At 63.4% G+C, this 22,310-nt stretch carries 22 protein-coding genes; 13 read left to right on the top strand and 9 right to left on the bottom strand.

The window, feature by feature from the left end; genetic code table 11:
• Nucleotides 1-58: 58 nt before the first annotated feature.
• From IB272_RS26710 to IB272_RS26720, 3 genes are read left to right on the top strand one after another with little or no spacing between them, the layout of a single operon-like run.
• Nucleotides 59-490: an SxtJ family membrane protein gene (locus tag IB272_RS26710; protein ID WP_034789693.1), complete on the top strand. Its 432-nt coding sequence runs from the start codon at nucleotides 59-61 to the stop codon at nucleotides 488-490.
• A 46-nt stretch (nucleotides 491-536) separates the two neighbouring features.
• Nucleotides 537-686, top strand: a complete 150-nt coding sequence (locus IB272_RS26715; protein WP_089043047.1) for a DUF5989 family protein — start codon at nucleotides 537-539, stop codon at nucleotides 684-686.
• 11 nt (nucleotides 687-697) lie between these two features.
• Nucleotides 698-2,530, top strand: a complete 1,833-nt coding sequence (locus IB272_RS26720; protein ID WP_060528964.1) for a carbamoyltransferase — start codon at nucleotides 698-700, stop codon at nucleotides 2,528-2,530.
• Between the two features lie 57 nt (nucleotides 2,531-2,587).
• On the opposite strand, the gene IB272_RS26725 is transcribed toward IB272_RS26720, so the two are convergent.
• The 3 genes from IB272_RS26725 to IB272_RS26735 form a co-directional block, all read right to left on the bottom strand.
• Nucleotides 2,588-3,526 carry a LysR family transcriptional regulator gene (locus tag IB272_RS26725; RefSeq protein WP_060519278.1) on the bottom strand — a complete coding sequence of 313 codons (939 nt, stop codon included), beginning with the start codon at nucleotides 3,524-3,526 and terminating at the stop codon, nucleotides 2,588-2,590.
• Between the two features lie 206 nt (nucleotides 3,527-3,732).
• Nucleotides 3,733-5,436 (bottom strand): amidohydrolase, encoded by a 1,704-nt coding sequence (locus tag IB272_RS26730; RefSeq protein ID WP_192445430.1) that lies wholly within the window; start codon nucleotides 5,434-5,436, stop codon nucleotides 3,733-3,735.
• 325 nt (nucleotides 5,437-5,761) lie between these two features.
• The gene (locus tag IB272_RS26735) at nucleotides 5,762-6,172 is read right to left on the bottom strand and encodes a hypothetical protein (protein ID WP_034789708.1); all 411 of its coding nucleotides are present in this window, start codon (nucleotides 6,170-6,172) and stop codon (nucleotides 5,762-5,764) included.
• Nucleotides 6,173-6,484: 312 nt separating this feature from the next.
• Between IB272_RS26735 and IB272_RS26740 the strand changes: the two genes are divergently transcribed.
• From IB272_RS26740 to IB272_RS26755, 4 genes are all read left to right on the top strand, one after another.
• On the top strand, nucleotides 6,485-7,186 hold the full coding sequence (locus tag IB272_RS26740) for an RNA polymerase sigma factor (RefSeq protein ID WP_082584561.1): 702 nt from the start codon (nucleotides 6,485-6,487) through the stop codon (nucleotides 7,184-7,186).
• An 89-nt stretch (nucleotides 7,187-7,275) separates the two neighbouring features.
• Nucleotides 7,276-7,797 (top strand): DUF4142 domain-containing protein, encoded by a 522-nt coding sequence (locus tag IB272_RS26745; RefSeq protein WP_112985552.1) that lies wholly within the window; start codon nucleotides 7,276-7,278, stop codon nucleotides 7,795-7,797.
• Between the two features lie 11 nt (nucleotides 7,798-7,808).
• A complete protein-coding gene (locus IB272_RS26750) occupies nucleotides 7,809-8,120 on the top strand; it encodes a cupredoxin family copper-binding protein (RefSeq protein ID WP_112985573.1) in 312 nt (103 codons plus the stop codon).
• A 133-nt stretch (nucleotides 8,121-8,253) separates the two neighbouring features.
• Nucleotides 8,254-9,276 carry an LLM class flavin-dependent oxidoreductase gene (locus IB272_RS26755; protein WP_112985553.1) on the top strand — a complete coding sequence of 341 codons (1,023 nt, stop codon included), beginning with the start codon at nucleotides 8,254-8,256 and terminating at the stop codon, nucleotides 9,274-9,276.
• A gap of 99 nt (nucleotides 9,277-9,375) precedes the next feature.
• Here IB272_RS26755 and IB272_RS26760 read toward each other — a convergent pair whose 3' ends face one another.
• From IB272_RS26760 to IB272_RS26780, 5 genes are all read right to left on the bottom strand, one after another.
• Nucleotides 9,376-9,762, bottom strand: coding sequence for a hypothetical protein (locus IB272_RS26760; RefSeq protein ID WP_034789721.1), 387 nt, complete (start codon nucleotides 9,760-9,762; stop codon nucleotides 9,376-9,378).
• A gap of 113 nt (nucleotides 9,763-9,875) precedes the next feature.
• Nucleotides 9,876-10,646 (bottom strand): ABC transporter ATP-binding protein, encoded by a 771-nt coding sequence (locus tag IB272_RS26765; RefSeq protein WP_034789724.1) that lies wholly within the window; start codon nucleotides 10,644-10,646, stop codon nucleotides 9,876-9,878.
• 9 nt (nucleotides 10,647-10,655) lie between these two features.
• Nucleotides 10,656-11,639 carry an ABC transporter substrate-binding protein gene (locus IB272_RS26770; RefSeq protein ID WP_112985554.1) on the bottom strand — a complete coding sequence of 328 codons (984 nt, stop codon included), beginning with the start codon at nucleotides 11,637-11,639 and terminating at the stop codon, nucleotides 10,656-10,658.
• A gap of 35 nt (nucleotides 11,640-11,674) precedes the next feature.
• Nucleotides 11,675-12,559: an ABC transporter permease gene (locus IB272_RS26775; RefSeq protein ID WP_060528972.1), complete on the bottom strand. Its 885-nt coding sequence runs from the start codon at nucleotides 12,557-12,559 to the stop codon at nucleotides 11,675-11,677.
• 9 nt (nucleotides 12,560-12,568) lie between these two features.
• Nucleotides 12,569-13,921, bottom strand: a complete 1,353-nt coding sequence (locus IB272_RS26780) for an LLM class flavin-dependent oxidoreductase (protein ID WP_060519262.1) — start codon at nucleotides 13,919-13,921, stop codon at nucleotides 12,569-12,571.
• Nucleotides 13,922-14,319: 398 nt separating this feature from the next.
• On the opposite strand from IB272_RS26780, the gene IB272_RS26785 reads away from it, so the two are divergent.
• The 4 genes from IB272_RS26785 (at nucleotide 14,320) to IB272_RS26800 (ending at nucleotide 18,084) form a co-directional block, all read left to right on the top strand.
• The gene (locus tag IB272_RS26785) at nucleotides 14,320-15,681 is read left to right on the top strand and encodes a dicarboxylate/amino acid:cation symporter (RefSeq protein ID WP_112985556.1); all 1,362 of its coding nucleotides are present in this window, start codon (nucleotides 14,320-14,322) and stop codon (nucleotides 15,679-15,681) included.
• Nucleotides 15,682-15,762: 81 nt separating this feature from the next.
• Nucleotides 15,763-16,212 carry an SRPBCC family protein gene (locus tag IB272_RS26790; RefSeq protein ID WP_192445431.1) on the top strand — a complete coding sequence of 150 codons (450 nt, stop codon included), beginning with the start codon at nucleotides 15,763-15,765 and terminating at the stop codon, nucleotides 16,210-16,212.
• Nucleotides 16,213-16,437: 225 nt separating this feature from the next.
• Nucleotides 16,438-16,713: a metal-sensing transcriptional repressor gene (locus tag IB272_RS26795; protein WP_089042985.1), complete on the top strand. Its 276-nt coding sequence runs from the start codon at nucleotides 16,438-16,440 to the stop codon at nucleotides 16,711-16,713.
• Between the two features lie 48 nt (nucleotides 16,714-16,761).
• The gene (locus tag IB272_RS26800; RefSeq protein ID WP_192445432.1) at nucleotides 16,762-18,084 is read left to right on the top strand and encodes an MFS transporter; all 1,323 of its coding nucleotides are present in this window, start codon (nucleotides 16,762-16,764) and stop codon (nucleotides 18,082-18,084) included.
• Between the two features lie 10 nt (nucleotides 18,085-18,094).
• Here IB272_RS26800 and IB272_RS26805 read toward each other — a convergent pair whose 3' ends face one another.
• Entirely contained in the window at nucleotides 18,095-18,697 is a 603-nt protein-coding gene (locus IB272_RS26805; RefSeq protein ID WP_192445433.1) for a TetR/AcrR family transcriptional regulator, read from the bottom strand.
• 326 nt (nucleotides 18,698-19,023) lie between these two features.
• On the opposite strand from IB272_RS26805, the gene IB272_RS35415 reads away from it, so the two are divergent.
• Nucleotides 19,024-19,158, top strand: a complete 135-nt coding sequence (locus IB272_RS35415; protein WP_255381203.1) for a hypothetical protein — start codon at nucleotides 19,024-19,026, stop codon at nucleotides 19,156-19,158.
• A complete protein-coding gene (locus IB272_RS26810) occupies nucleotides 19,155-22,298 on the top strand; it encodes a multidrug efflux RND transporter permease subunit (protein WP_192445434.1) in 3,144 nt (1,047 codons plus the stop codon). Before IB272_RS35415 ends, IB272_RS26810 begins: the two co-directional genes overlap by 4 nt.
• The last annotated feature ends 12 nt before the right edge of the window (nucleotides 22,299-22,310 follow it).

Here is a 22,310-nt window from a genome sequence, read left to right on the forward strand (position 1 = left end):
TTCGTCGGCACAATGAAAATTGTGCGTTTTTTAGCTAACCGCTTTGAGGTGGATAGCAATGAGCATTTCTCACGGACCACTGAACGAGAAGCCCCCGGAAGGACCGTCGAACAGAAGTTTCGGCTACACCGTCGGTGGCATCCTTACCCTGATCGCGCTCGTGAAATGGTGGCGGGCTTCCGAGATTACGACCGTAACGGCTGTGCTCGCCCTGATCGGCGTGGTTCTGGTCGTGCTGGCCCTGATCGCGCCTTCGACCCTGACACGCGCCAACCATCTCTGGATGCGGCTCGGCCTTGTGCTGTTCAAGATCGTCAATCCGGTCGTGATGTTCCTGATCTACGTCACGACCTTCGTGCCGATCGGCATTTATCTCAGGCTTCGCGGCAATGACGCGCTGACCGAACAGTTCGACAAGAACGCCAAGACCTACTGGATCGACAAGCCGCAGGGCGAAGCAGCCCAGGCAACGATGAAAAACCAGTTCTGAATTTTGAAGAACCTATCCCTTATTGTATCGGACAGAGGACACGAAAATGGACCTTGCTAGGGAACTCCTGTCTTACATGGGCAACCGGAAGAAATACTGGTTGCTGCCGATCCTGGTCATGACGACCATCTTCGGAACCCTGGTGGTACTGACGCAGGGAACGGCCGTCGCCCCCTTCATCTATACGCTGTTCTAGGCGGCACCATCGTGCGTATCCTCGGTATCTCGGCCTTTTACCACGATAGCGCGGCCGCGCTCGTCGAAGACGGGCGCATCGTAGCCGCTGCACAGGAAGAGCGCTTTACGCGCCGGAAACACGACCCCGATTTTCCGGCGCGGGCAATAGAGTACTGCTTGTCGGAAGCAGGCTGCACCATGAACGACATCGACCATGTCGTCTTCTACGAAAAGCCGTTCCTGAAGTTCGAGCGGCTTGTCGAGACCTATCTTGCGACAGTGCCGCACGGCTTCAGTTCGTTTCGCGTGGCGATGCCGGTCTGGATCAAGGAAAAGCTCTTCCAGAAGAAGATGCTGCGCAAGGATCTCGGCAAGCTTGTCGGCAAGAAGGAATGGGATGGCTCGCTGCTTTTCACCGAGCACCACCAGTCCCATGCAGCGAGCGCCTTCTTTCCCTCGCCCTTCGCCTCAGCCGCAGTCCTCACCATGGACGGCGTCGGCGAGTGGTGCACCACATCGCTTGCCCATGGCCATGACAATCGCCTCGACTTCCTGAAGGAGCTGCATTTCCCGCACTCCCTTGGCCTGCTTTATTCGGCCTTTACCTATTACACGGGCTTCAAGGTCAATTCGGGCGAGTACAAGGTGATGGGGCTTGCGCCCTACGGGCGGCCGCGTTTTGCGCAGACGATCCTCGACAACCTGATCGATCTCAAGGACGACGGCTCCTTCCGTCTGGACCAGCACTATTTCGGTTATTGCACGGGCCTGAAGATGACCTCGCCGGCCTTTCACGACCTCTTCGGAGGCGAACCCCGCAAGCCGGAATCGCCGCTGACCCAACGCGAGATGGACCTTGCGGCCTCCGTGCAGGTCGTGACCGAAGAGGCGGTCATGCGGCTCGCCCGCTATGCCCGGCGCCAGACAGGCGAAAAGAACCTCTGCCTTGCCGGTGGCGTCGCGCTCAACTGCGTGGCGAACGGCAAGTTGCTGAAGGCCGGGATCTTCGACGATATCTGGATCCAGCCCGCCGCAGGCGATGCGGGCGGCGCCCTTGGGGCGGCCCTCTCGGTCTGGCACGAATATCTTGGAAGCGCGCGTGTCGTGAAAGACAGCGATTCCATGTCGGGCGGCTATCTGGGACCGGCCTTCGCGCAAGGTGAAGTCGAGCAGCGGCTTGCCAACGCCGGGGCGAACTTCGAGGTCCTCTCGGACGAGGAGATCACCTCCTCCACGGTCTCGGCGCTGACCGAGGAAAAAGCGGTCGGCTGGATGCAGGGGCGGATGGAATTCGGACCGCGGGCTCTCGGCGGACGGTCGATCCTCGGCGACGCCCGTTCGCCGACGATGCAGAAGATGCTCAATCTCAAGGTCAAGTACCGCGAGAGCTTCCGCCCCTTCGCTCCGTCGATCCGGCGTGAAGACCTGTCGGACTGGTTCGATATCGACACGGACAGCCCTTACATGCTGCTTGTCGGCGACGTCCTGGAAAGCCGCCGCCTGCACGCCAATCACCCGCAGGAAAATCTGTTCGGCATCGATCTGCTCAACGTGCCGCGCTCGGAAATACCGGCGGTGACCCATGTCGACTACTCCGCCCGTATCCAGACGGTGCACCGCGAGACCAACCCGCGTTACTGGGAGCTGTTGACCCGGTTCAAGGCGCGCACCGGCTGCCCGGTGCTCGTCAACACCAGCTTCAACGTGCGTGGCGAGCCGATCGTCTGCAATCCCGAAGACGCCTATCGCTGCTTCATGGGAACGGAGATCGAGCGCCTCGTCGTCGGCAATTGCATGCTGAAGAAGGAAAACCAGCCGGAGCACCTGAAGCAGGACTACAAAGAGAACTTCGAGCTCGACTAGAACCGGTCACGTAATCTGTTCCTTCAGAACGCCGGGCTGCAGCAGCGACCCGGCGTTCTAACGTCCGGCACGCAGACGCGAGGCGCTTCGGCCGGAGGGCGCGACGCCGAACTCGCTCGTCAGCAGCTTGACGAAAAACGGCACCAGCCCCGATTTCGCCCGCGATTTGTCGAAGGCTGCCTGGAAAGGCGCCCTGTAGCTGAAGAGATCCGGGCGGATCGGCCGCAGCAACCCTTCGCTGACATAGCGGCTGGCGAAATGATCGGGCAGATAGCCGAGATAGCGCCCGGAAAGGATCAGCCGCGCCTCCGCCTCCATGTCGCTGACCGTCGCGCGCGGATTGGCGATCGAGAAGATCTTGAGGTCGCGCGCATTCCAATAGGAGCGACCGATCAGATTGTAGGACCGGATGTCGTCGATTTCGATCGTGCTGTCATCGCGGGAAAACAGCGGGTGCTCGGCCCCGCAATAGAAGCGCTGCGTCTCCTCGTAAAGATCGACATATTCGAGCCCCAGCGTCGTGCGCGGGAAGCTCGCGATCGCGATGTGGAGCTCGCCCGTTATCACGTCGCGCAACAGTTCATGCGGCGGTCGGGTGACGATCGAAAGCGCCACCTCGGGCGCTTCATCCGTCATCCGCGCAAAGACGCGGGTCAGACGGGAGGCCGGGTCGGACAGGGTGTTGTCGATCAGACCAACGGAAAGCGTGCCGTTCAGCCGGTGTTGCAGCCCCTTCATGCGGATATCGAACTGGTCGATCGTGCCGAACAGGCGCTTGGCCTCCTCGTAGACTGCACGCCCCTCCTCGGTAAGACGGAAACCGGACCGGCCCCGCTGGCAAAGGATCAGACCCAGGCGACTTTCCAGCGCCGAGATATGGTTGGAGATCGTCGAGAGCGACAGGTTGAGCTCGCCCTGTGCAGCCGCAAAACCACCCGCCTCCACGATCGTCACGAAGATCCGCAGCAGCCGCACGTCCAACGAGTCCAACGCCATTCCATCGCGTCCTTAGCTTGATAAGCTCCAAAGTGAAGCGCAATTATTATGAATTTTCAGGCACTAAGCTAGTGCACCATGGCCCTGAACGGCAAATCGGCCGGCGCTGGTAGCGCCGGCCGAGCGTGATCTGGATCGGTGGGAAGGCTGCCGATCGACGTGTCCTCGCACGGCGACCGGTAGGAGACGGACGCTGCCGCCCCCGATCAGGGCCGGCGATAGACCTCGTTTCCGGCGAGATAGGTCGCCTCCACCTTGCGCTCGCGGATCGAACGGTCGAGTGGATCGGACAGAGTGCCGTCGATCACGACGAAATCCGCCCACTTTCCGACGCTAATCGAGCCGATCTCACCGCCCCAAGGCGTCATGTCGGCACCCGCCTGGGTGAGACCATGCAGGGCCTGGTCGAAGGTGACCGCTTGCTCGGGGTGCCAGGGACCATCACCCAAGCCAAAGGGGCTCTCGCGGAAGACGGCATCGTTGATCTGAGTCAGCGGGCTCAGCGGCGATGTCGGCCAGTCCGAACCGAACACCAGCGGTACGCCGGCGTCGAGCATCGAATGCCAGACATAGGCCCGCGGCTCGCGATCGGTACCGATGCGTTCGGTGATGTACTTACCGATCGTGCCGGTCGCATGGTTCGGCTGCATCGAGGCGACGACACCGAGATCCTTGAAGCGCTGGATGTCCTTGGTCTCGACCACCTCGATATGCTCGATACGGTTCGGCTGCGGCCGCGGCACGGAGGCTTCGGCGAAAGCGTCGAGAACGAGGCTGACGCCGCCATCGCCGATCGCATGCACCGCCGTCGGGAAGCCGTTTTCGTTGGAGGCCTTGATTGCCGCCGCCAGCTGCTCCTTGGTCTCGAAGGGTTTGCCTTTCCAGCCGTGCTGGTCGGAATAGTCCTCATGCATATAGGCGGTGCGGGTCGAGAGCACCCCGTCGATCACCGACTTGGTGTAGCCGAGCTTGAGCATCGGCCCCTTTACCTCCTGCTCGCCGGAACCGGCGGCCGCTTTGTCGACCTCGTCGCGATCCTTGACCGCTGCGGCAATCTTCTTCGGATCTCCTTCGAAGAAGCCGTACCAGACGCGAAGCGGCATCTTCTTTTCCGAGAGGATCGCGGCATAGTCGTGCACGGCGGCGAGATCCGACATGTCGTTGACGCCCGTGATCCCCAGGCTGTTGGCAAACTTCATCGTCTCAAGCAGCGCTGCCCGCCGCTCGCTGTCGGTCGCCACCGGACGATGCTTCTCGACGAGGTCGCCGGCCTTTTCGAGCAGGATGCCGCTCGGCTCGCCCTTGTCGTTCAAGAGCACCTGCCCGCCCTCTTCGACTTCCGACTTCGCGGTAACGCCGCCCACTTCGAGCGCCTTGGAATTGACCCAGACGGAATGGAAATCGATATCTCGCAGGACCACCACGCGATCCGGCACCACGGCGTCGAGGTCTTCCTTTGTCGGCAGCTTGCCCTCACCGAGCGTGTAGTCCCAGCCGCCGCCCATCAGCCAGACGCCCGTCGGCAGGCGCTGATCGGCTTCCTTGATCTTTTCGAGCCAGGTCTTCTTGTCCGGGATGTAGGAGAGGTCGACACCGGTCACCATGTCCATACCAGATGTGAGGTGCGTATGCCCGTCGATGAAGCCAGGGGTCACGGTCTTGCCGCCGGCGTCGATCACCTTGGTCTCGGCATCGGCCAGTGCCTTGATCTCGTCGTTGCTGCCGACTGCGGTGAACTTGCCGTTCTCGATTGCGAAGGCCTGTGCCTTCGGCTTGCCCTGGTCCACCGTGCGCACGTCGCCGTTGAGCACGATCAGATCGGGTGCGGCCCAAACCGGCTGCGCCGTGCCGACCAGGATCGCCAGCGCGGACGTTGCACCCAGAGCCCGGGTTACTGCTGCCAATGTCATGAAATCCTCCTCCCGCGGCTGCATCCCTCCACCCCCGGCGAGCCGCGCGGCACCGGCGTTGAGGGGATGATGCTGCAAGTGGGGAGGATCGCGATATACTCCCTCGGGCTAGGTTTGCGCCTTGCCGCGCGACGACCACACTGTGTCCGTTGCGACGCGGTGCGCATCGGTTCGGGCTGAACAAAACCAGGTTTGCCACCCAGCCGGGCGCAATATCCTTACCCGGCGCGAAAGCGAGGCCGCGCCGCTCACAAGAAACAGGAGGTTAGGGAAGCTTCCGGCTGGCGCCCTGGCTTCCCCCGAGGCTGGCCGATGGGCTCAGCCCTCAGCTAAAGAGCGCCTTCAGACGCGGCCAGAGACCAATGGCCGCGCGAACCCGACGGGCGGCATAGGCAGCCCGCACCGAACTACCGAAATTGCAGTCGCAGACGATGTCGTGCAGCTGATGATCCGATATTTCGAAAAAGCGTTTTGCTTCGCCGTAGCTGTCGTCTGCGAGCCCCGCGAGGCGCAATTGCGTATCCTCGAAGGCGACGGTCATGGGCGAACCGTTGACCTGCATGGCCTGACGCACGGCAGCAGTCGCACGTTCAGTACCGGAAAGCGTGCCAAGCCGGCGATCGGGATTGCTTTCCAAGAGTTCGGCCCAACGCTGAAGCCGTTCCGTTCTCGTCATGACGGGATCGGGACGAATTTCGGCGAGCGCCTGCAACTGTTCTATTGTTTGATGCTTCATCGTCGTCTCTCCTAGTGCGAAGATGCGACCGCGATACGCGCCCCTGCACACCGGGGTCGCCGATCCTCAAACTCGCCAGAGGGAACCCCAGTTCCCTGGCCAGAGAAAAAAAGAGGGCTTGCCAATACCGCTGCGCGAACAGCGCCCCAAGACCCAACTTCCGCTGGCGAAAACACGCGAAATGCCGCTTCGTAGAGACACCCTCGCGACTGGAAGCACGCCCCTGCCCCTATTTCGGTTGCCGCTAACGCGGCGTATGTTTTCTCGGGAACGTTTTTGCCCGATCCGCATCAAACGGTGGTTTGGAGGTGGATGATGAAGGATGCCGTGCAGACAAAACCCGCCACGGCGGAAGCGGACCATTTGACGGACGAGACTCTCGTCGAGCGTGCGCTTGCGAGGGATCCGGAAGCCTTCCGGATCATCATGACAAGGCACAACCAGCGGCTTTTTCGCATCGCGCGCGCCGTCGTGCGCAACGACAGCATCGCCGAGGATGTGGTGCAGGAAGCCTATCTGCGCGCGTTCGAACACCTCGAAACGTTTCGTGGCGATGCCAGCCTCGCCACCTGGCTGCATCGGGTCGTGTTGAACGAGGCGCTCGGACGCCTGCGCCGGTCGGCGACGCGACGGGAGGTTCCGCTTCCGACGGACAACGCCGGCGCCGAGATCGTACCCTTTCCCAATGCTGCGAACGCCGACGATCCGGAACGCAGCCTCGCGCAGCGTCAGATCCTTCGGCTGGTGGAAGAGGCCGCCGACGCTTTGCCGGAAGCCTTCCGCCTGGTCTTTACCGCCCGCGTCATCGAAGCGATGAGCGTCGAAGAAACCGCCGCCCTCCTCAGCATCAACCCAAAGACGGTCAGGAGCCGCCTCTACCGGGCTCGTCAGCTCGTCCGTCAGCAGATCGATCGCCAGGTCGGGCCGGTGCTCCTGAATGCCTTTCCCTTCGCTGGACGTCGCTGCGCGCGATTGACGGAGGCGGTCATGCACCGGCTCGGGCTATCAGGCTGACATTTTCGGGAACCTTTGACTGCGGCGCGCATCCAACGGGTGTCATCCATCAAGACCGGTGCCACTTGCGGCCGGAAAAGGAGTTCCCGATGTATGCCCGTTTCACTTCAGCCCTCGCCGTCGCCTGTCTCATCAGTGGCGCTACCCATGCAGCCGACACGAAGGTCACAGATCCGCAAATCGCCCATATCGCCTATACCGCCGGCGTCATCGATATCGAGGCCGCCAAGCAGGCCCTGAAAATCTCGAAGGACAAGGAGGTCATCGGCTTTGCCAACGACATGCTGCGCGACCACGAGGCCGTGAACAAGCAGGCCCTCGATCTCGTCAAGAAGCTCAAGGTGACGCCCGAAGACAACGACACCAGCCGCGCGCTGACGAAAGCGGCTACGCAAGAGCGTGAAAAGCTGGCGAAGCTGAGCGGCGCCGACTTCGACAAGGCCTATGTCGCCAACGAGGTGGCCTACCACAAGCAGGTCAATGGCGCGCTTGAAACCCTGCTTATTCCCTCCGCGAAGAATGCCGAGCTCAAGGACCTGCTGGAGACCGGGCTCAAGCTGTTCCAGGGGCACCAGCAACATGCCGAGCATGTCGCCGGGATGATGAAGTAGGCCGCGCGATGATGCGGAAGCGAAGCCTTGGCGCCATTTCCGGCCTGGCTCTGATGCTGGCTGCGCCATCGGCGTGGGCGGAGACCATCCGGGTGACGATCGAAAAGCTCGTGTTTTCGCCCGCCGAAATCAGCGCCGCCGTCGGCGACGTGATCGAGTGGGACAACAAGGACGTCATGGCGCACACGGCAACGGCCGAGGGTGATTTCGACGTGGTGATACCACCGAAAAAGATGGCGACACTCACCGTCACCAAGGCCGGAACCTTCGACTATACCTGCCGCTTTCACCCGAATATGAAAGCGCGCCTGCAGGTGCGATGAAAGACTTGAGGACGGCGGTGCGAGCGCATCCCCACGCGCCGCCGTTCACGGCGAAGTCACCGGACACCGGCTGTATCCGGAAACCGAATTATGCCATGGAAGCGGCTGGTTCCATCGAGGAGGCGGCACGGCCATGAAGAAGATCGGTTTTCTTTCCTTCGGGCACTGGACGCCCTCGCCGCAGTCGCAGACGCGATCGGCGGGCGACGCCCTGCTGCAATCGATCGATCTCGCCGTTGCGGCCGAAGAACTCGGCGCAGACGGCGCCTATTTCCGCGTTCATCACTTCGCCCGCCAGCTCGCCTCGCCGTTTCCGCTTCTGGCGGCGGTCGGTGCAAAGACGAGCCGGATCGAGATCGGCACCGCCGTCATCGACATGCGCTACGAGAACCCGCTCTACATGGCCGAGGATGCGGGTGCGGCCGACCTCATCGCCGGTGGTCGGCTGCAGCTCGGCATCAGCCGCGGCTCGCCGGAACAGGTGATCGATGGCTGGCGCCACTTCGGCTACCAGCCGTCCGAGGGCGAGACTGAGAGCGACATGGCAAGAAGGCACGCGGAAGTGCTGCTCGACGTCCTGCGCGGCGACGGCTTCGCCGAACCCAATCCGCGGCCGATGTTCCCCAATCCTCCCGGCCTGCTGCGCCTCGAGCCGCATTCCGCGAGCCTCAGAGAACGCATCTGGTGGGGCGCAAGCTCGAACGCCACGGCCGTCTGGGCCGCCAAGCTCGGCATGAACTTGCAGAGCTCGACGCTGAAGGATGACGAGACCGGGCTGCCGTTCCATGTCCAGCAGGCCGACCAGATCCGCGCCTACCGGGAAGCCTGGAAGGCGGCGGGGCACATGCGCGAGCCGCGCGTCTCGGTCAGCCGCAGCATCTTTGCGTTGGTGGACGATCGCGACCGCATGTATTTCGGCGGCGGAAACAAGCAGGAAGACCAGATCGGTTTCATCGACGACAAGACGCGGGCGATTTTCGGGCGCAGCTACGCCGCAGCACCCGACGTGCTGGTCGAGCAACTGGCAAAGGACGAGGCGATTGCCGAGGCCGACACGCTGCTCCTGACGGTCCCGAACCAGCTTGGCGTCGAGTACAACGCCCATGTGATCGAGGCGATCCTCAAGCATGTCGCGCCGGCACTTGGTTGGCGCTAGCGACAGGCGACGCCTCAAACTCCAGGCATCTGAATTCAGGCACCCGGCCGAATCAGGGAGCGCGGAGGTACGGCCGCGCCCCTTCGCTTAGCCGGTTCTTCAGGGAACCTGCGGCGGATGCGCGACGCCCAGATAGTAGTCGCCCTGTCCGCCGCTCTGATACTCGCCCGTATAGCGCTGGCGGGCATCACCCAGCGTGCGGGCCGGCGGGCGGTAGACATAACCCGGCGCCGGATCGACATACGGATCGACATAGATGCTGCCAGTCGGCATCGGATCGACATAGACTTGCGGCTCTACAGGCTCGACATAGACCGGGCCGGGCGCGGGTTCGACATAGTAGGGTTGCCCGTAGAGCACCCGGTTCTGGGTGCCCGGCGGATTGTGCGGATCGATGCCGGTGTAGAAGCCGTTGGCGAGCGCCGGTGTTGCCGTGCCAAGGGCAAAAACGATTGCGGCGAATGACATTCCGTTCGAAAGCTTCATGGCGTTGCTCCTGTCTCGGCTGAGCATCCGACCATCTGGCAGCATCGCCCCCGGTGGATGCGAACGTCGAGAGAGAATAACGCGTAATCGCTGCAACCGTTCCGCACGCGACCTTAGTGCAGTCCGAAGATGCCGAGCAGTTCCTCGCGCTGGCGCACGAAGGCGCTGGCGCTGCGGTCGCGCGGCCGCGGCAGGTCGATCTCGATCAGCCGAGGTTCGCCGCCCTTTTCGCGCGGCAGGATGAGGATACGGTCGGCGAGATAGATCGCCTCCTCGAGATCATGGGTGACGAGCACGGTTGTCACGTCCTCGTCGCGCCAGATCCGCGCCAACTCCTGCTGCATGCTGATCTTGGTCATGGCGTCCAGCGCGCCCAGCGGCTCGTCGAGCAGCAGGATTTCCGGCTGGACCGCAAGCGCCCGGGCAATGCCGACGCGTTGCGCCATACCGCCCGACAATTGCCGCGGATAGGCGTCTTCGAACTGTTGCAGGCCGACCAGTTGCACGTAGCGCCGCGCCCGGTCTCGTGCCTGCCCACGGGAAAGACCACGCGTCTCCAGCCCGAAGCCGACATTGTCGAGCACCGTCAGCCAGGGCAGGAGCCGCGGCTCCTGGAAGATCACGGCACGGTCGGTGCCGACACCTCTCGTCAGCTTTCCGTCGATCAGCACCTCTCCGGCATCCGGATCCTCAAGACCCGCCAGCACCCGAAGCAGGGTCGTCTTGCCCGAACCGCTGGCGCCGACGATAGCGAGCGTCTCGCCGGAGCGGATATTAAGGTTGATATCCCGAAGCACAGGCAAGGGCGTGCCGTTCAGGCGGTAGGACTTGGAGAGGTGACGGATCGTCACCTCTCCCCGGCGAGGGTTCTGGGTAACGCTCATGGAACGTCCTCAGTTGCTGGCCGTTGCGCCGTCGACGGCCAAGAGAACGTCCTTTGGCGCCAGTTGGCCCTGCTTGAGCTTGCCTTCGCGCACCAGCACGTCGATCCAGAATTGGAGGTCACGCTCGACCGGCAGGCCACCGGCCCGCACCCCATAGCCGCGGAAGTACTGGGCGATCTCAGGATTTTCCCCGCGGGCCTTCAGGGCCTTGGCAAGGATTTCCTTTGTTTCCTGCGGATGTTCGCGGGCATAGTCGAGCGCGCGGGCCGACTGCAGCACGAAGGTCTTTGCCGCCTCCGGATGCTCCTTCACGAAGTCGCGTCTGAGCACGACGAAGCCGCCGGCGATCTCGCCGAGCACGTCGGTGTCGTCGAAGATCGCGCGCAGACCACCATTCTTACGAGCCACGCCCTCGAAGGTCGTCTGCCAATAGCCGAAGGCCGAGATATCCACCTGGCCGGAGCGCAGGACCTGTTCCAGTTGCGGACCGGGCACGACCACCTGGTTGGCGGCATCTGTCGGCAGGCCGACAGAGTGCAAGGCCTCGCGGATCGTATAGTCGAGGTGCGCACCGAGCGTGTTCACCGCTATGCTCTTGCCGGCGATGTCCTTGATGCTTTTGATCGGGCTGTCTTCCAGCACGTAGAAAATCGACTGCACTTCGTCATTGATGCCGTTGGAGGGATAGGCGGCCACGAAATCGTTGCCGCTGATAATCGAGTTCAGCACGGCCGATGTCGCCGCGCTGCCGATCTCGACGTCGCCGGAGGCCAGCGCGATCAGTGATGCCGGGCCGCCGGTGGCGTAGCCGACGCTCTCGATCGTGATGCCGGTTCCATCAAAATAGCCGAGTTCCTGCGCGAGTTCATGTGCCGACAGACCGCCTTGGCTGGCGAGATAGCGAAGCGTGACCGCGTCGGCAGCGGCCGCCGGTGAAACAAGGCCAAGTGTGACGGCTGCCGAGAGAAGAAGATTGCGGGGGTGGAAGGTCATCTCGATATCCTTTCGAAGGGGAACTGGTAAGGCGGTCAGGCGTTCGGCGCAGACCAGCGGCAGAGATTGCGTTGGATGAGAACGAGCAGCGCATTGGCGGCGAGACCGAGCAGGGCAAGCAGCAGGATCGATGCAAACATCAGCGGGATCTGGAAGTTGTATTGGGCGTTCATCACCTGGAAGCCGATGCCCTTGTTCGCTCCGATCATTTCGGCAGCGATCAGAAGCAGCAACGCGGTCGTGGCCGAGAGCCTGAGGCCGACGAAGATCGCAGGCACGGAGGCCGGCAGAACCACGCGGCGGAAGACGGCGAGCGAGCCGGCGCCGTAGGTGCGAGCCATCTCGATCAGCTTCCTGTCGACCTCCTTGACCCCACCGATCGTCGACAGGAGGATCGGAAAGAGCGTCGCCCAGAAGATCACGAAGACCTTCGACGTTTCGCCGAGACCGAGCAGCAGAATGAAGACCGGGTAGAGCGCCAGGGCCGAGGTCTGGCGGAAAAGCTGCAGGACGGGGTCGAGTGCCTGTTCGACAAGCCGGACCTGGCCCATGAACAGCCCGAGCGGGATTCCCACCGCGACGGCGGCTGCAAAGGCAATGCCCGACCGCTGCAGGCTGATGGCGATGTCGTCGAGCAGCGCGCCGCCGGCGATACCGTCCCAAAGGGCCGACAGGATCACGTCGAGCGGCGGAAACACCGCCGCGTTGACCCAGCCCACGGTGCTTGCAACCTGCCAGAAGGCCAGAAACGCAAGCACGAGGCCGTAGCGGGCGACGATTGCGCCGAGCAGGCGGCGCCAGCGCGGCACGGAGTTCGGCCGGGAATGCGCGGCGGGCGAAGTGGAACTCTTGGCCAGAGCCTCACGGCGCGCCGTTGCAAAGCCTGCCGCAAGCGAGGGGTTGATGGTTTCATAGGACATGGCAACACCTCACTCCGCTGCTTGAACGACCGACCGGGCGGCAGTCCAGCGGTTGACGGGTACGGGCAGGCCGAGGTTTTCGCGCAGCGTCCTGCCCTCGTAGGCGGTGCGGAACAGGCCGCGACGCTGCAATTCCGGGATCACCAGCTCGACGAAGTCGTCGAGCGCCGTCGGGAACCATGGCGGCAGGATGTTGAAGCCATCGGCGGCTTCGTTCTCGAACCATTCCTGCAGGGTATCGGCGATCTGCCCCGCCGTACCGACAATCGTGTAGTGGCCGCGCGCCGACGCGATCCATTGGTAGAGCTGGCGAATGGTGAAGTTGTTCTCGTCGGCGATCTGGCGGATCAGCGCCTGGCGGCTCTTCATGCCCTCGGTCGGCGGCGCCGGCGGCAGCGGCCCGTCGAGGTCGTAGCCACGGAGATCGAGCGTTCCGCCGGTCAGGCCGTTGAGCAGGCCGATGCCGTCCTCCTCGACGATGAGCGAGGTCAGCCGTTCGTATTTCTCCCGCGCCTCGGCTTCCGTACGGCCGACGAAGGGCGAGACACCGGGCATGACCAGGATGTGGTCCGGGTTGCGGCCCAGGCCTCGGGCGCGGGCCTTGATATCGCGATAGAATTCCTGCGCCGTTTCGATGTGCTGGTGCGCCGTGAAGATCACCTCCGCAGTGGCGGCGGCAAGGCCCCTGCCATCATCGGACTGGCCGGCCTGCACGATGACGGGATGTCCCTGCGGCGAGCGCGATATGTTGAGCGGACCGCGGACCTTGAAATGCTCGCCGCGGTGATCCGTGTCGTGCAACTTCGCCGGATTGAAAAAGACGCCCGTTTGCTTGTCGCGGATGAAGGTATCGTCCTCGAAACTGTCCCAGAGCTTCTTGACCACATCGACATGCTCGGCGGCGCGCCGGTAACGCTCGGCATGCGGAAGCTGCGTGTCGCGGTTGAAATTCTGGGCGGTCGGATCACCCGTGGTCGTCACCACGTTCCATCCGGCGCGACCGCCGGAAATGAGGTCGAGCGACGCGAACTTGCGCGCTGTCGTATAGGGTTCCTCATAGGTCGTCGACGAGGTGGCTATGAAACCGAGATGGGTGGTGAGTGGCGCCAGCGCCGAAAACAGGGTCACCGGTTCGAAGCCGGCAACACGGGCATTGCCGCCCTCTCGCGCGCCACCGAAGCCGATCGCCAGCCCGTCGGCAAGAAAGTAGGCATCGAACAGACCACGTTCGGCGGTCAGCGCCAGCTGCTTGTGAAACTCGAAACTGGTCGCCCCGTCGGCTGGCTGGTCGGGGTGGCGCCAGGCGGCAATATGCTGCCCGCCGCCGGGAAGAAAGGCTCCAAGCCGGATCTTGCGTGTCATCTCAATCCTCTCCTGTTCTCGCTTTAAACTCGAGGAGATCACCCTGCCGAAGGCGAAGCGCACAAGGCGCTCCGCAACACGCGGCGAACTCCGGCCACGACAGACAGGTTACATTATACACTAATTTTATAGAGAAAGAGGATTTCAACGAGACGTGCCGGGATTGAAATGTTTTTCGTCAGTTCGCCCGGTTTAGAGATCGATGACCGCTTCGCCGCCCTCAGGCGCAATCCGGCCGGAGCGAGAGTGCGCGGTTGATCCGGGAAAATATTCCACTTGGAATAGTTTTCGAGCCAAAGGTTTTCTTATCTCGACCAGAATACTCGACTATTTTTCGGGCACTTGCGGCGGCCATTGCCTAAAAATGTGGCCGCCGCCACACAATGAGAGTGAAAGACGTGTCCCAAGCAACCACCCAATCCTCACCAAAGCCGATCTATGCTTCCTTCGGGTTCCAAGTCCTGGCGGCCATGGTCATCGGCCTGCTGCTCGGCCTCATCGCCCGCAATATGGGCGTCGATGCCAGCGGCAATGCCAACTGGCTGACGGTCACCCTGCAGACGATCGGCTCGATCTTCGTCCAGCTTCTGCGTGCGCTCGTGCCGCCGCTCGTCTTTACCGCCATCGTCGCCTCGATCGCCAACCTGGCGACGCTGCAGAATGCCGCCAAGCTCGTGTGGCAGACGCTGCTCTGGTTCGCGATCACCTCTCTCATCGCCGTCGTCATCGCCATCGCACTCGGCCTGATCATCCAGCCGGGCATCGGTTCGGCCGTTTCGCAGGAAGCTGCCAAGGCCCCCTCCTATTCCGGCTCGTGGCTCGATTTCCTGAAGGGCCTCGTGCCCGCCAACATGCTCGGCCTTGAAGCCAGCACCAAGGTCACCGACACGGGTGCGAACACCTCGCTCAATTTCAACGTGCTGCAGATCCTCGTCGTTTCGATCGCCGTCGGCGCCGCGGCGCTGAAGGTGGGCGATGCTGCCAAGCCGTTCCTCGCCTTCAACCAGTCGCTTCTCGCGATTGTGCGCAAGGTCCTCTGGTGGGTTATCCGGCTGACGCCGATCGGCACGATCGGCCTGCTCGGTCGCGCCGTTGCCCAGTACGGCTGGGAAACGCTGGCGCAGCTCGGCTGGTACACCGCTGCCGTCTATATCGGCCTTGCGATCGTGCTCTTTGTCGTCTACCCGGCGCTGCTCGTCGGCCACGGCCTGAGGCCCTCGCGCTTCTTTGCCGGCGCCTGGCCGGCGATCCAGCTCGCCTTCGTTTCACGCTCCTCCGTCGGCACCCTGCCCGTTACCGAAACAGTGACCGAAAAGAGCCTCGGCGTGCCGCGCGAATATGCCGCCTTCGCCGTGCCGCTCGGCGCCACCACCAAGATGGACGGCTGCGCCGCGATCTACCCGGCCATCTCGGCGATCTTCATCGCGCAGTTCTTCGGCCTGCCGCTCGGCATCCAGGAATATGTGCTGATCGTCTTCGTCTCGGTGCTCGGCTCTGCCGCAACCGCCGGCCTCACCGGCGCGACTGTCATGCTGACGCTGACGCTTTCGACGCTCGGCCTGCCGCTCGAAGGGGTCGGCCTGCTGCTCGCCATCGACCCGATCCTCGACATGGGCCGCACGGCGGTTAACGTCGCCGGTCAGGCGCTCGTGCCGACGATCGTCGCCAAGCGCGAAGGCATTCTCGACGAGACCGTCTACAACGGCGACAAGGTGCTCGACGACCTGGAACCGCTTGGCGCCGCTGCACGCGCTGCCTGACGGCGTGAAACGACGCATGCGGGCCGCAAGGTCCGCATGCCGTGTTATACTTCAGGCGTTCCGCCTGTTGAGGGATCGGCGATGTCGTCGACCAACTTTCATCTCGTCACCGAATGGACGATCGCCTCCCAGCTTGAAGACGTGTGGCATGAACTCAGCACGCCGGAACGCTGGCCCGAGTGGTGGCCATCGGTGAAGCAGGTTACGCTGCTAAACGAGGGGGACGAACATGGTGTCGGCGCCGTCAGGCGCATGCGCTGGTCGACGGCACTCCCCTACGAACTGGTCTTCGACATGGAGACCACCAAAGTCGAGCCGCCTCTCTTCATCGAAGGCCGGGCCTTGGGCGAACTCGACGGCATCGGCCGCTGGACCCTGCAAGGCGAAGGCAGCGCTTGCCGCGTTCGCTATGACTGGATCGTGACAGTCACGAAGCCCTGGATGGTCCGTCTTTCCTTTATCCTCAGACCCGTCTTTCGCTGGAACCACGGGGTGGTGATGGAGCGCGGCCTCTCGAAGAGGCTGGCCTAAAGCAACGGCGGGCACATTCCGGAAAGACGCGCAGACGGACGACTATTGCGCCAGGCGCGTGCCTCGTGCCTGATGATTTCGCCCAGGCGCTGGGCACCCGGTCCCGCCGCATCTGGATCCGGATAGACCAGATACATGGCGCCACAACGCCCGCCTTCGGACACCGCAGCAACCATCGAAAATCACTCCCTTGAAATATCCTATCCAGGGGGATAGGATATTGATATGAGCGAGCACAGACACGACACCCATCCCGAGATCGTCAAGCGGCTGAAACGCGCGGAGGGGCACCTGAAGAGCGTCATCACCATGATCGAAGGCGGCCGCTCCTGCCTCGACATCGCCCAGCAGCTCCACGCAGTGGAGAAGGCGATCAGCCAGGCGAAGCGAACCCTGATCCAGGATCACCTGGACCATTGCCTTGAAGACACGATCGGGGCGCTTCCGCACGAGCAGCGCCACTCCATCGACGAGTTCAAGGCGATCACGAAATACCTCTGAGCAGCAAATCCGCTGCCACAAACCGCCACCGAGCGAGGCCCAATCATCATGCTGCAGATCCTCGCAAACCGCACCTATCGCCACCTGTTCCTGGCGCAGGTGATCGCGCTGATCGGAACCGGCCTCGCAACCGTCGCGCTTGGCCTTCTCGCCTATGATCTGGCCGGCGCCGAAGCGGGCGCGGTGCTCGGGACGGCGCTCGCGATCAAGATGATCGCCTATGTCGGCGTGGCGCCGATCGCCGCCGCCTTCGCCGAACGGCTTCCACGCCGTGCCATGCTCGTCAGCCTCGATCTGGTGCGCGCCGCCGTCGCGCTGTTCCTGCCGTTCGTGACCGAGATCTGGCAGGTCTATGTGCTGATCTTCGTGCTGCAGTCGGCCTCGGCCGCCTTTACCCCCACCTTCCAGGCGACCATTCCCGACGTGCTGCCGGATGAAAAGGAATACACCCGCGCCCTGTCGCTCTCGCGGCTTGCCTATGATCTCGAAAGCGTCGCAAGCCCGATGCTCGCTGCGGCACTGCTTACCGTCGTCAGTTTCCATGACGTGTTTGCCGGCACGGTGATCGGCTTCCTCGCCTCGGCCGCCTTCGTCGTGTCCGTCGCGCTGCCAAGCCCGAAGGCTGCGGAACGGCGCGGTATCTACGACCGCACGACACGGGGTCTGCGCATTTATCTCTCGACGCCACGGCTGCGCGGCCTGCTCGCGCTCAATCTCGCGGTCTCGGCGGCGGGTTCGATGGTCATCGTCAACACGGTGGTGCTGGTTCAGGCCGGCTTCGACCTTACCCAGACCGACACGGCGATCGCGCTTGCCGCCTTTGGCTGCGGCTCGATGATTGCCGCGCTGATGCTGCCGCGCCTGCTCGACAGGACGCCTGACCGTTTCGCGATGTTTTCCGGGGCGACGATCCTCGTCGCCGGCCTGTTCATCGGGCCCCTCGTTCCAAATTTCGCTTCGCTGCTGCCGCTGTGGCTCGCCATCGGTATCGGCTACTCGCTGACCCAGACGCCGTCCGGCCGGTTGCTGCGCCGCTCCGCCCAGCCCGAAGACCGGCCGGCGCTCTTTGCAGCGCAGTTCGCCCTTTCGCATGCCTGCTGGCTGATCACCTATCCGCTGGCCGGCTGGCTCGGCGCTACCGCCGGGCTCGGCACGACCTTCATCGCGCTTGGCCTCATCGCCATCGGCGCTGTCGCCGCGGCCGCCCGGCTCTGGCCCGCGCCCGACCCGGACGAAATCGAACACACCCATCATGCGCTGGCGGGCGATCACCCCCATCTTGCCGGTGCGACGCGCGTCGGCAGCGGCCACCGCCACACCCATGTGTTCGTGATCGACAGCCATCACCCGGACTGGCCAGCCCAGCGGTAGGCAACGGCCGCTACTTGGAAGCGGTCCTGTTGCCGGTAAAAGACAGGATCGCCGCATCGGCGATCTCGGCGAAACGAGCACTTGGCCCTTCGGCGCCGCTGCTCTGCTGCGCGGCGCGCGCGCCATCGATCAGCAGCAGCAGCGTGTCGCCGAGCAGCTCTGCGTCGGCGATGCCGGCCCGGCGGCACAGCTCGACGACCCGGTCGCGCTGCGCATCCTTGAAGAGGCGGATCACCTCGCGGCCGGGGTGATCCTCATCGGTCAGCTGCACGGCGGCGCTCATCATTTCGCATTGGCACTTGTCCTCGCCGAGGTGCTCGGCGATACGCCGGACCCAGGCCCTGAGCTGACCGAGACCGTCGCCCGGGTGCTGGTCTTCCAGTTCGCGCCAGAAGCCATCCATCTCCATTCCCGCATGGCGCAGGCATTCGACGATCAGCTCGTCCTTCGAACTGAAGTGGCGGTAGAGCGTCATCTTGTTGCTCTCGGCAGCATCGGCAATCGCATCGACGCCGGTTCCGCGAATGCCGCGGCGGCGAAAGAGATCACGCGCCGCCTCGACGATGCGATCGCGCGGCGAACGACGGGATGGTTTGCAGAAATCCGTTGTCATCGCAGTGGCCCGGCGTGAACGGCGCGGAAAATCTTGCCCCTTGACGCCCTGTCATTGGTCGATAACATGCGACGATGTTACCGACCAGTAACATTTTCGCCACCGTGGCAAATCGAGGAGCATCCGCTTGCGGCAAAGACCTCTTCCGGAAACGGCGGCGGTAACTGCAGAAAAATTTCATGCGCAGTGTCGGTGAGCGCGGTCGCCAGGCGTCTTTTAGCCAGAGCGCACACCGCAGAGACTTTTTAGATTCGATAACGCTCGTGATTTGGTCGTCGTGATTAGGACCGGATCGGCCCGTCATGATCTCGTGCTGGAGCCTTATGATGCGCATGCTGGATGGGCTGAAGGCTGGGGAGACCGTCGCTGACCGCAAGGTCCGCGCGGCGGGCGTGCCGGTGCCGAGTTTCCGCCACGCCGCCTGCTGCGATGGTGGCGCTCCCAAAGGATCGGCCCCATGATCGACTTCTTCATCCACCGGCCGATCTTCGCATCGGCGATCGCCATCATCATGACGCTCGCCGGCGGCATCTGCTATTTCCTGCTGCCGATTTCGCAATTTCCCGACGTCACGCCGCCGCAGATCGTCGTTGCCGCCAACTATCCGGGCGCCAGCGCCCAGGTGGTCGCCGACACGGTGACGACGCCGCTCGAACAGCAGATCAACGGCGTGCCCGGCATGCTCTACATGACCTCGACCAGCTCGAACGACGGCTCGTCGCGCATCATCATTTCCTTCGAGGTCGGCTATCCGATCGACGTCGCCGCGCTCGACGTGCAGAACCGCGTCTCGCAGGCCGCCTCCTCGCTTCCGGCCCTCGTCAACCAGACCGGCGTGACCATCGCCAAGCAGATCCCGAACTTCACCGTGCTCGTCAGCCTGGATTCGCCCGACAATTCGGTCGATTTCGCCGCGGTCAGCAACTACGCCTACCTGCAGATCCTCGATCCACTCAAACGCCTGCCGGGCGTTGGCGACGTCCAGCTTTTCGGCGAGCGCCGCTATTCGATGCGCGTCTGGCTCGATCCGGATCGCATGGCCAATCTCGGCATTACCGCCGTCGACGTCCAGAACGTCATTGCCGAGCAGAACATCCAGGTCGCCGGCGGCAAGATCGGGCAATCGCCGGCACCGGCCGGCACGCCCTTCGAGATGCAGATCAACGCGCTCGGACGCTTGAGCGACCCGTCCCAGTTCGGCGACATCGTGCTGCGCGCCGACCAGACGACGGGGGCAACGACGCGGCTGCGCGATGTGGCGCGCATCGAGCTCGGCGCGCTGCTCTATTCCTCGTCGGTCACCTTCAACGGCAAGGAAAGCGTCGTGCTTGCCGTCTTCCAGGCACCGGGCTCCAACGCGCTCGACCTGCAGGCCCGCGTGCAGGCGAAGATGGACGAGCTGTCGCAGCGCTTCCCCGCGGGCATCGCCTACCACATGTTCTACGACACCACGCGTTTCGTCTCGGCGGCGATGAAGGATGTCGTGTTCACGCTGCTCGAGGCGCTCGCCCTCGTCGTCTTCGTCGTCTTCATCTTCCTGCAAAACCTGCGCACGACGATCATCCCTACGATCGCCATTCCGGTTTCGTTGATCGCGACGCTGGTCGTCATGTATCTCTTCGGCTTCTCGCTCAACATGCTGAGCCTGCTCGGCATGGTGCTTGCCATCGGGCTTGTGGTCGACGACGCGATCGTCGTCGTCGAGAACGTCGAACGCCAGCTGGAGGCCGGGCTGCCGCCGCTCGAGGCCACCAAAAAGGCGATGCAGGAGGTGACCGGCCCGATCATCGCGACGACCGCGGTGCTGCTGGCCGTCTTCATCCCCGTCGCCTTCATTCCGGGCGTCGCCGGCAGCCTCTACAACCAGTTTGCGCTGACGGTCGCGATCTCCGTCGCTTTTTCCGCCTTCAACTCGCTGACCCTCAGTCCGGCGCTGAGCGCCGCGTTCCTACGCTATCGCGGCGAGCCGCGTTTTGCCCTCTTCCGCTGGTTCAACAGCGGTTTTCACGCCCTGTCGCACGGTTATGCGCGCAGCGTCGCCGGGCTCGTGCGCTGGCGCTGGGCGCTGTTTGCTGTCTTCCTCGCCGCGATCGCCTCGACATATGCGCTATGGCAGCGGATCCCCTCGACCTTCCTGCCGGTCGAGGACCAGGGCTATTTCTTCGTCGTCATCCAGTTGCCCGATGGTGCCTCGCTCGAACGCACCGAGGCGGTCGCGCGGCGATCCGAAGAGATCCTGCGCGGCACCGCCGGCGTCGATTTCGTCGGTTCGGTCGTCGGCTTCAACTTCCTGTCCTTCGCCGCCCAGTCAAACTCGGCCGTGCAATTCGCCGTATTGAAGCCATGGGACGAGCGGCCGCCCGAACAAGGCGCCTCGGCGCTGCGTGAAGCGGTGATGCCGCAACTGCTGCAGATCCCGGACGCGCTGGTGCTCGCCTTCGACCCGCCGTCGATCCAGGGGCTAGGTGCTACCGGTGGCTTCGAGTTCCAGGTGGAGAACCTTGCCGGCCGCAGCGCCGAGGCGCTGAACGACGCGACGCAGGCGCTGATCGCCGAGGCGCGCAAGCAGCCGGAAATCAATCCCTACCAGCTGTTCACCACCTTCAGCACCTCGAGCCCACAGTTCAACTATGACCTCGACCGCGACAAGGCAAAGCTGCTGGGCCTGAGCCTTCCGGATATCTTCAGCACGCTGCAGATCTATTTCGGCTCGCTCTATGTCAACGACTTCAACATCTTCGGCCGCACCTTCCGCGTGACGCTGCAGGCCGATCAGGGCGCACGCGCCTCGGCCACCGATCTCTCTCGTCTCTACGTGCGCAACACTGAGGGGGAAATGGTGCCGCTCAATACGCTAGGAACCTTCAAGCCGACGGTCGGCCCGGAGACCATCACCCACTACAACAATTACCCCTCGGCGCTGATCAACGGTGCGGCAGCACCCGGCTTCAGCTCGAGCCAGGCGGTGGCGGCGATGGAGCGGGTGGCAAAAACGACGCTGCCCAGGGACTACACATTCGAGTGGACCGGCATTACTTATCAGGAGATCCGGGCAGGCTCGATCGCCGCGCTCGTCTTTGCGCTCGCCCTCGTCTTCTGCTTCCTGATCCTGGCCGCCCAGTATGAAAGCTGGTCGATGCCTTTCATGGTGCTGTTGTCAGTGCCGCTCGCGCTTTTGGGCGCGCTCTCGGCGCTGTGGCTGCGCGGTATGCAGATCGACGTCTATTCGCAGATCGGTTTCGTGATGCTGGTCGGACTTGCCGCCAAGAACGCCATCCTGATCGTCGAGTTCGCAAGACGCCGACGCGAGGAAGGGCTCGACGTCGTCGCAGCCGCCGCGGAAGCGGCGCGTCTCCGGCTGCGGCCGATCCTGATGACGGCCTTCGCCTTCATTCTCGGCGTGCTGCCGCTGATGTATGCCAGGGGCGCAGGTGCTGCCAGCCGCCAGTCAATCGGCACCACCGTCTTCGGCGGCATGCTGGCGGCGACGATCCTCACACTCATTTTCGTCCCGGTCTTCTACGCGGTCATCGAAAAATGGCGCGAAGGCACGTCCTCGCAGCCGATCGGCCAGCGTCACGAGCCGGAGGCGGCGGAATAGGAATTGGAGCCT

The sequence above is a fragment of the Ensifer sp. ENS08 genome, assembly GCF_014852195.1.
Classification (GTDB): domain Bacteria; phylum Pseudomonadota; class Alphaproteobacteria; order Rhizobiales; family Rhizobiaceae; genus Ensifer; species Ensifer adhaerens.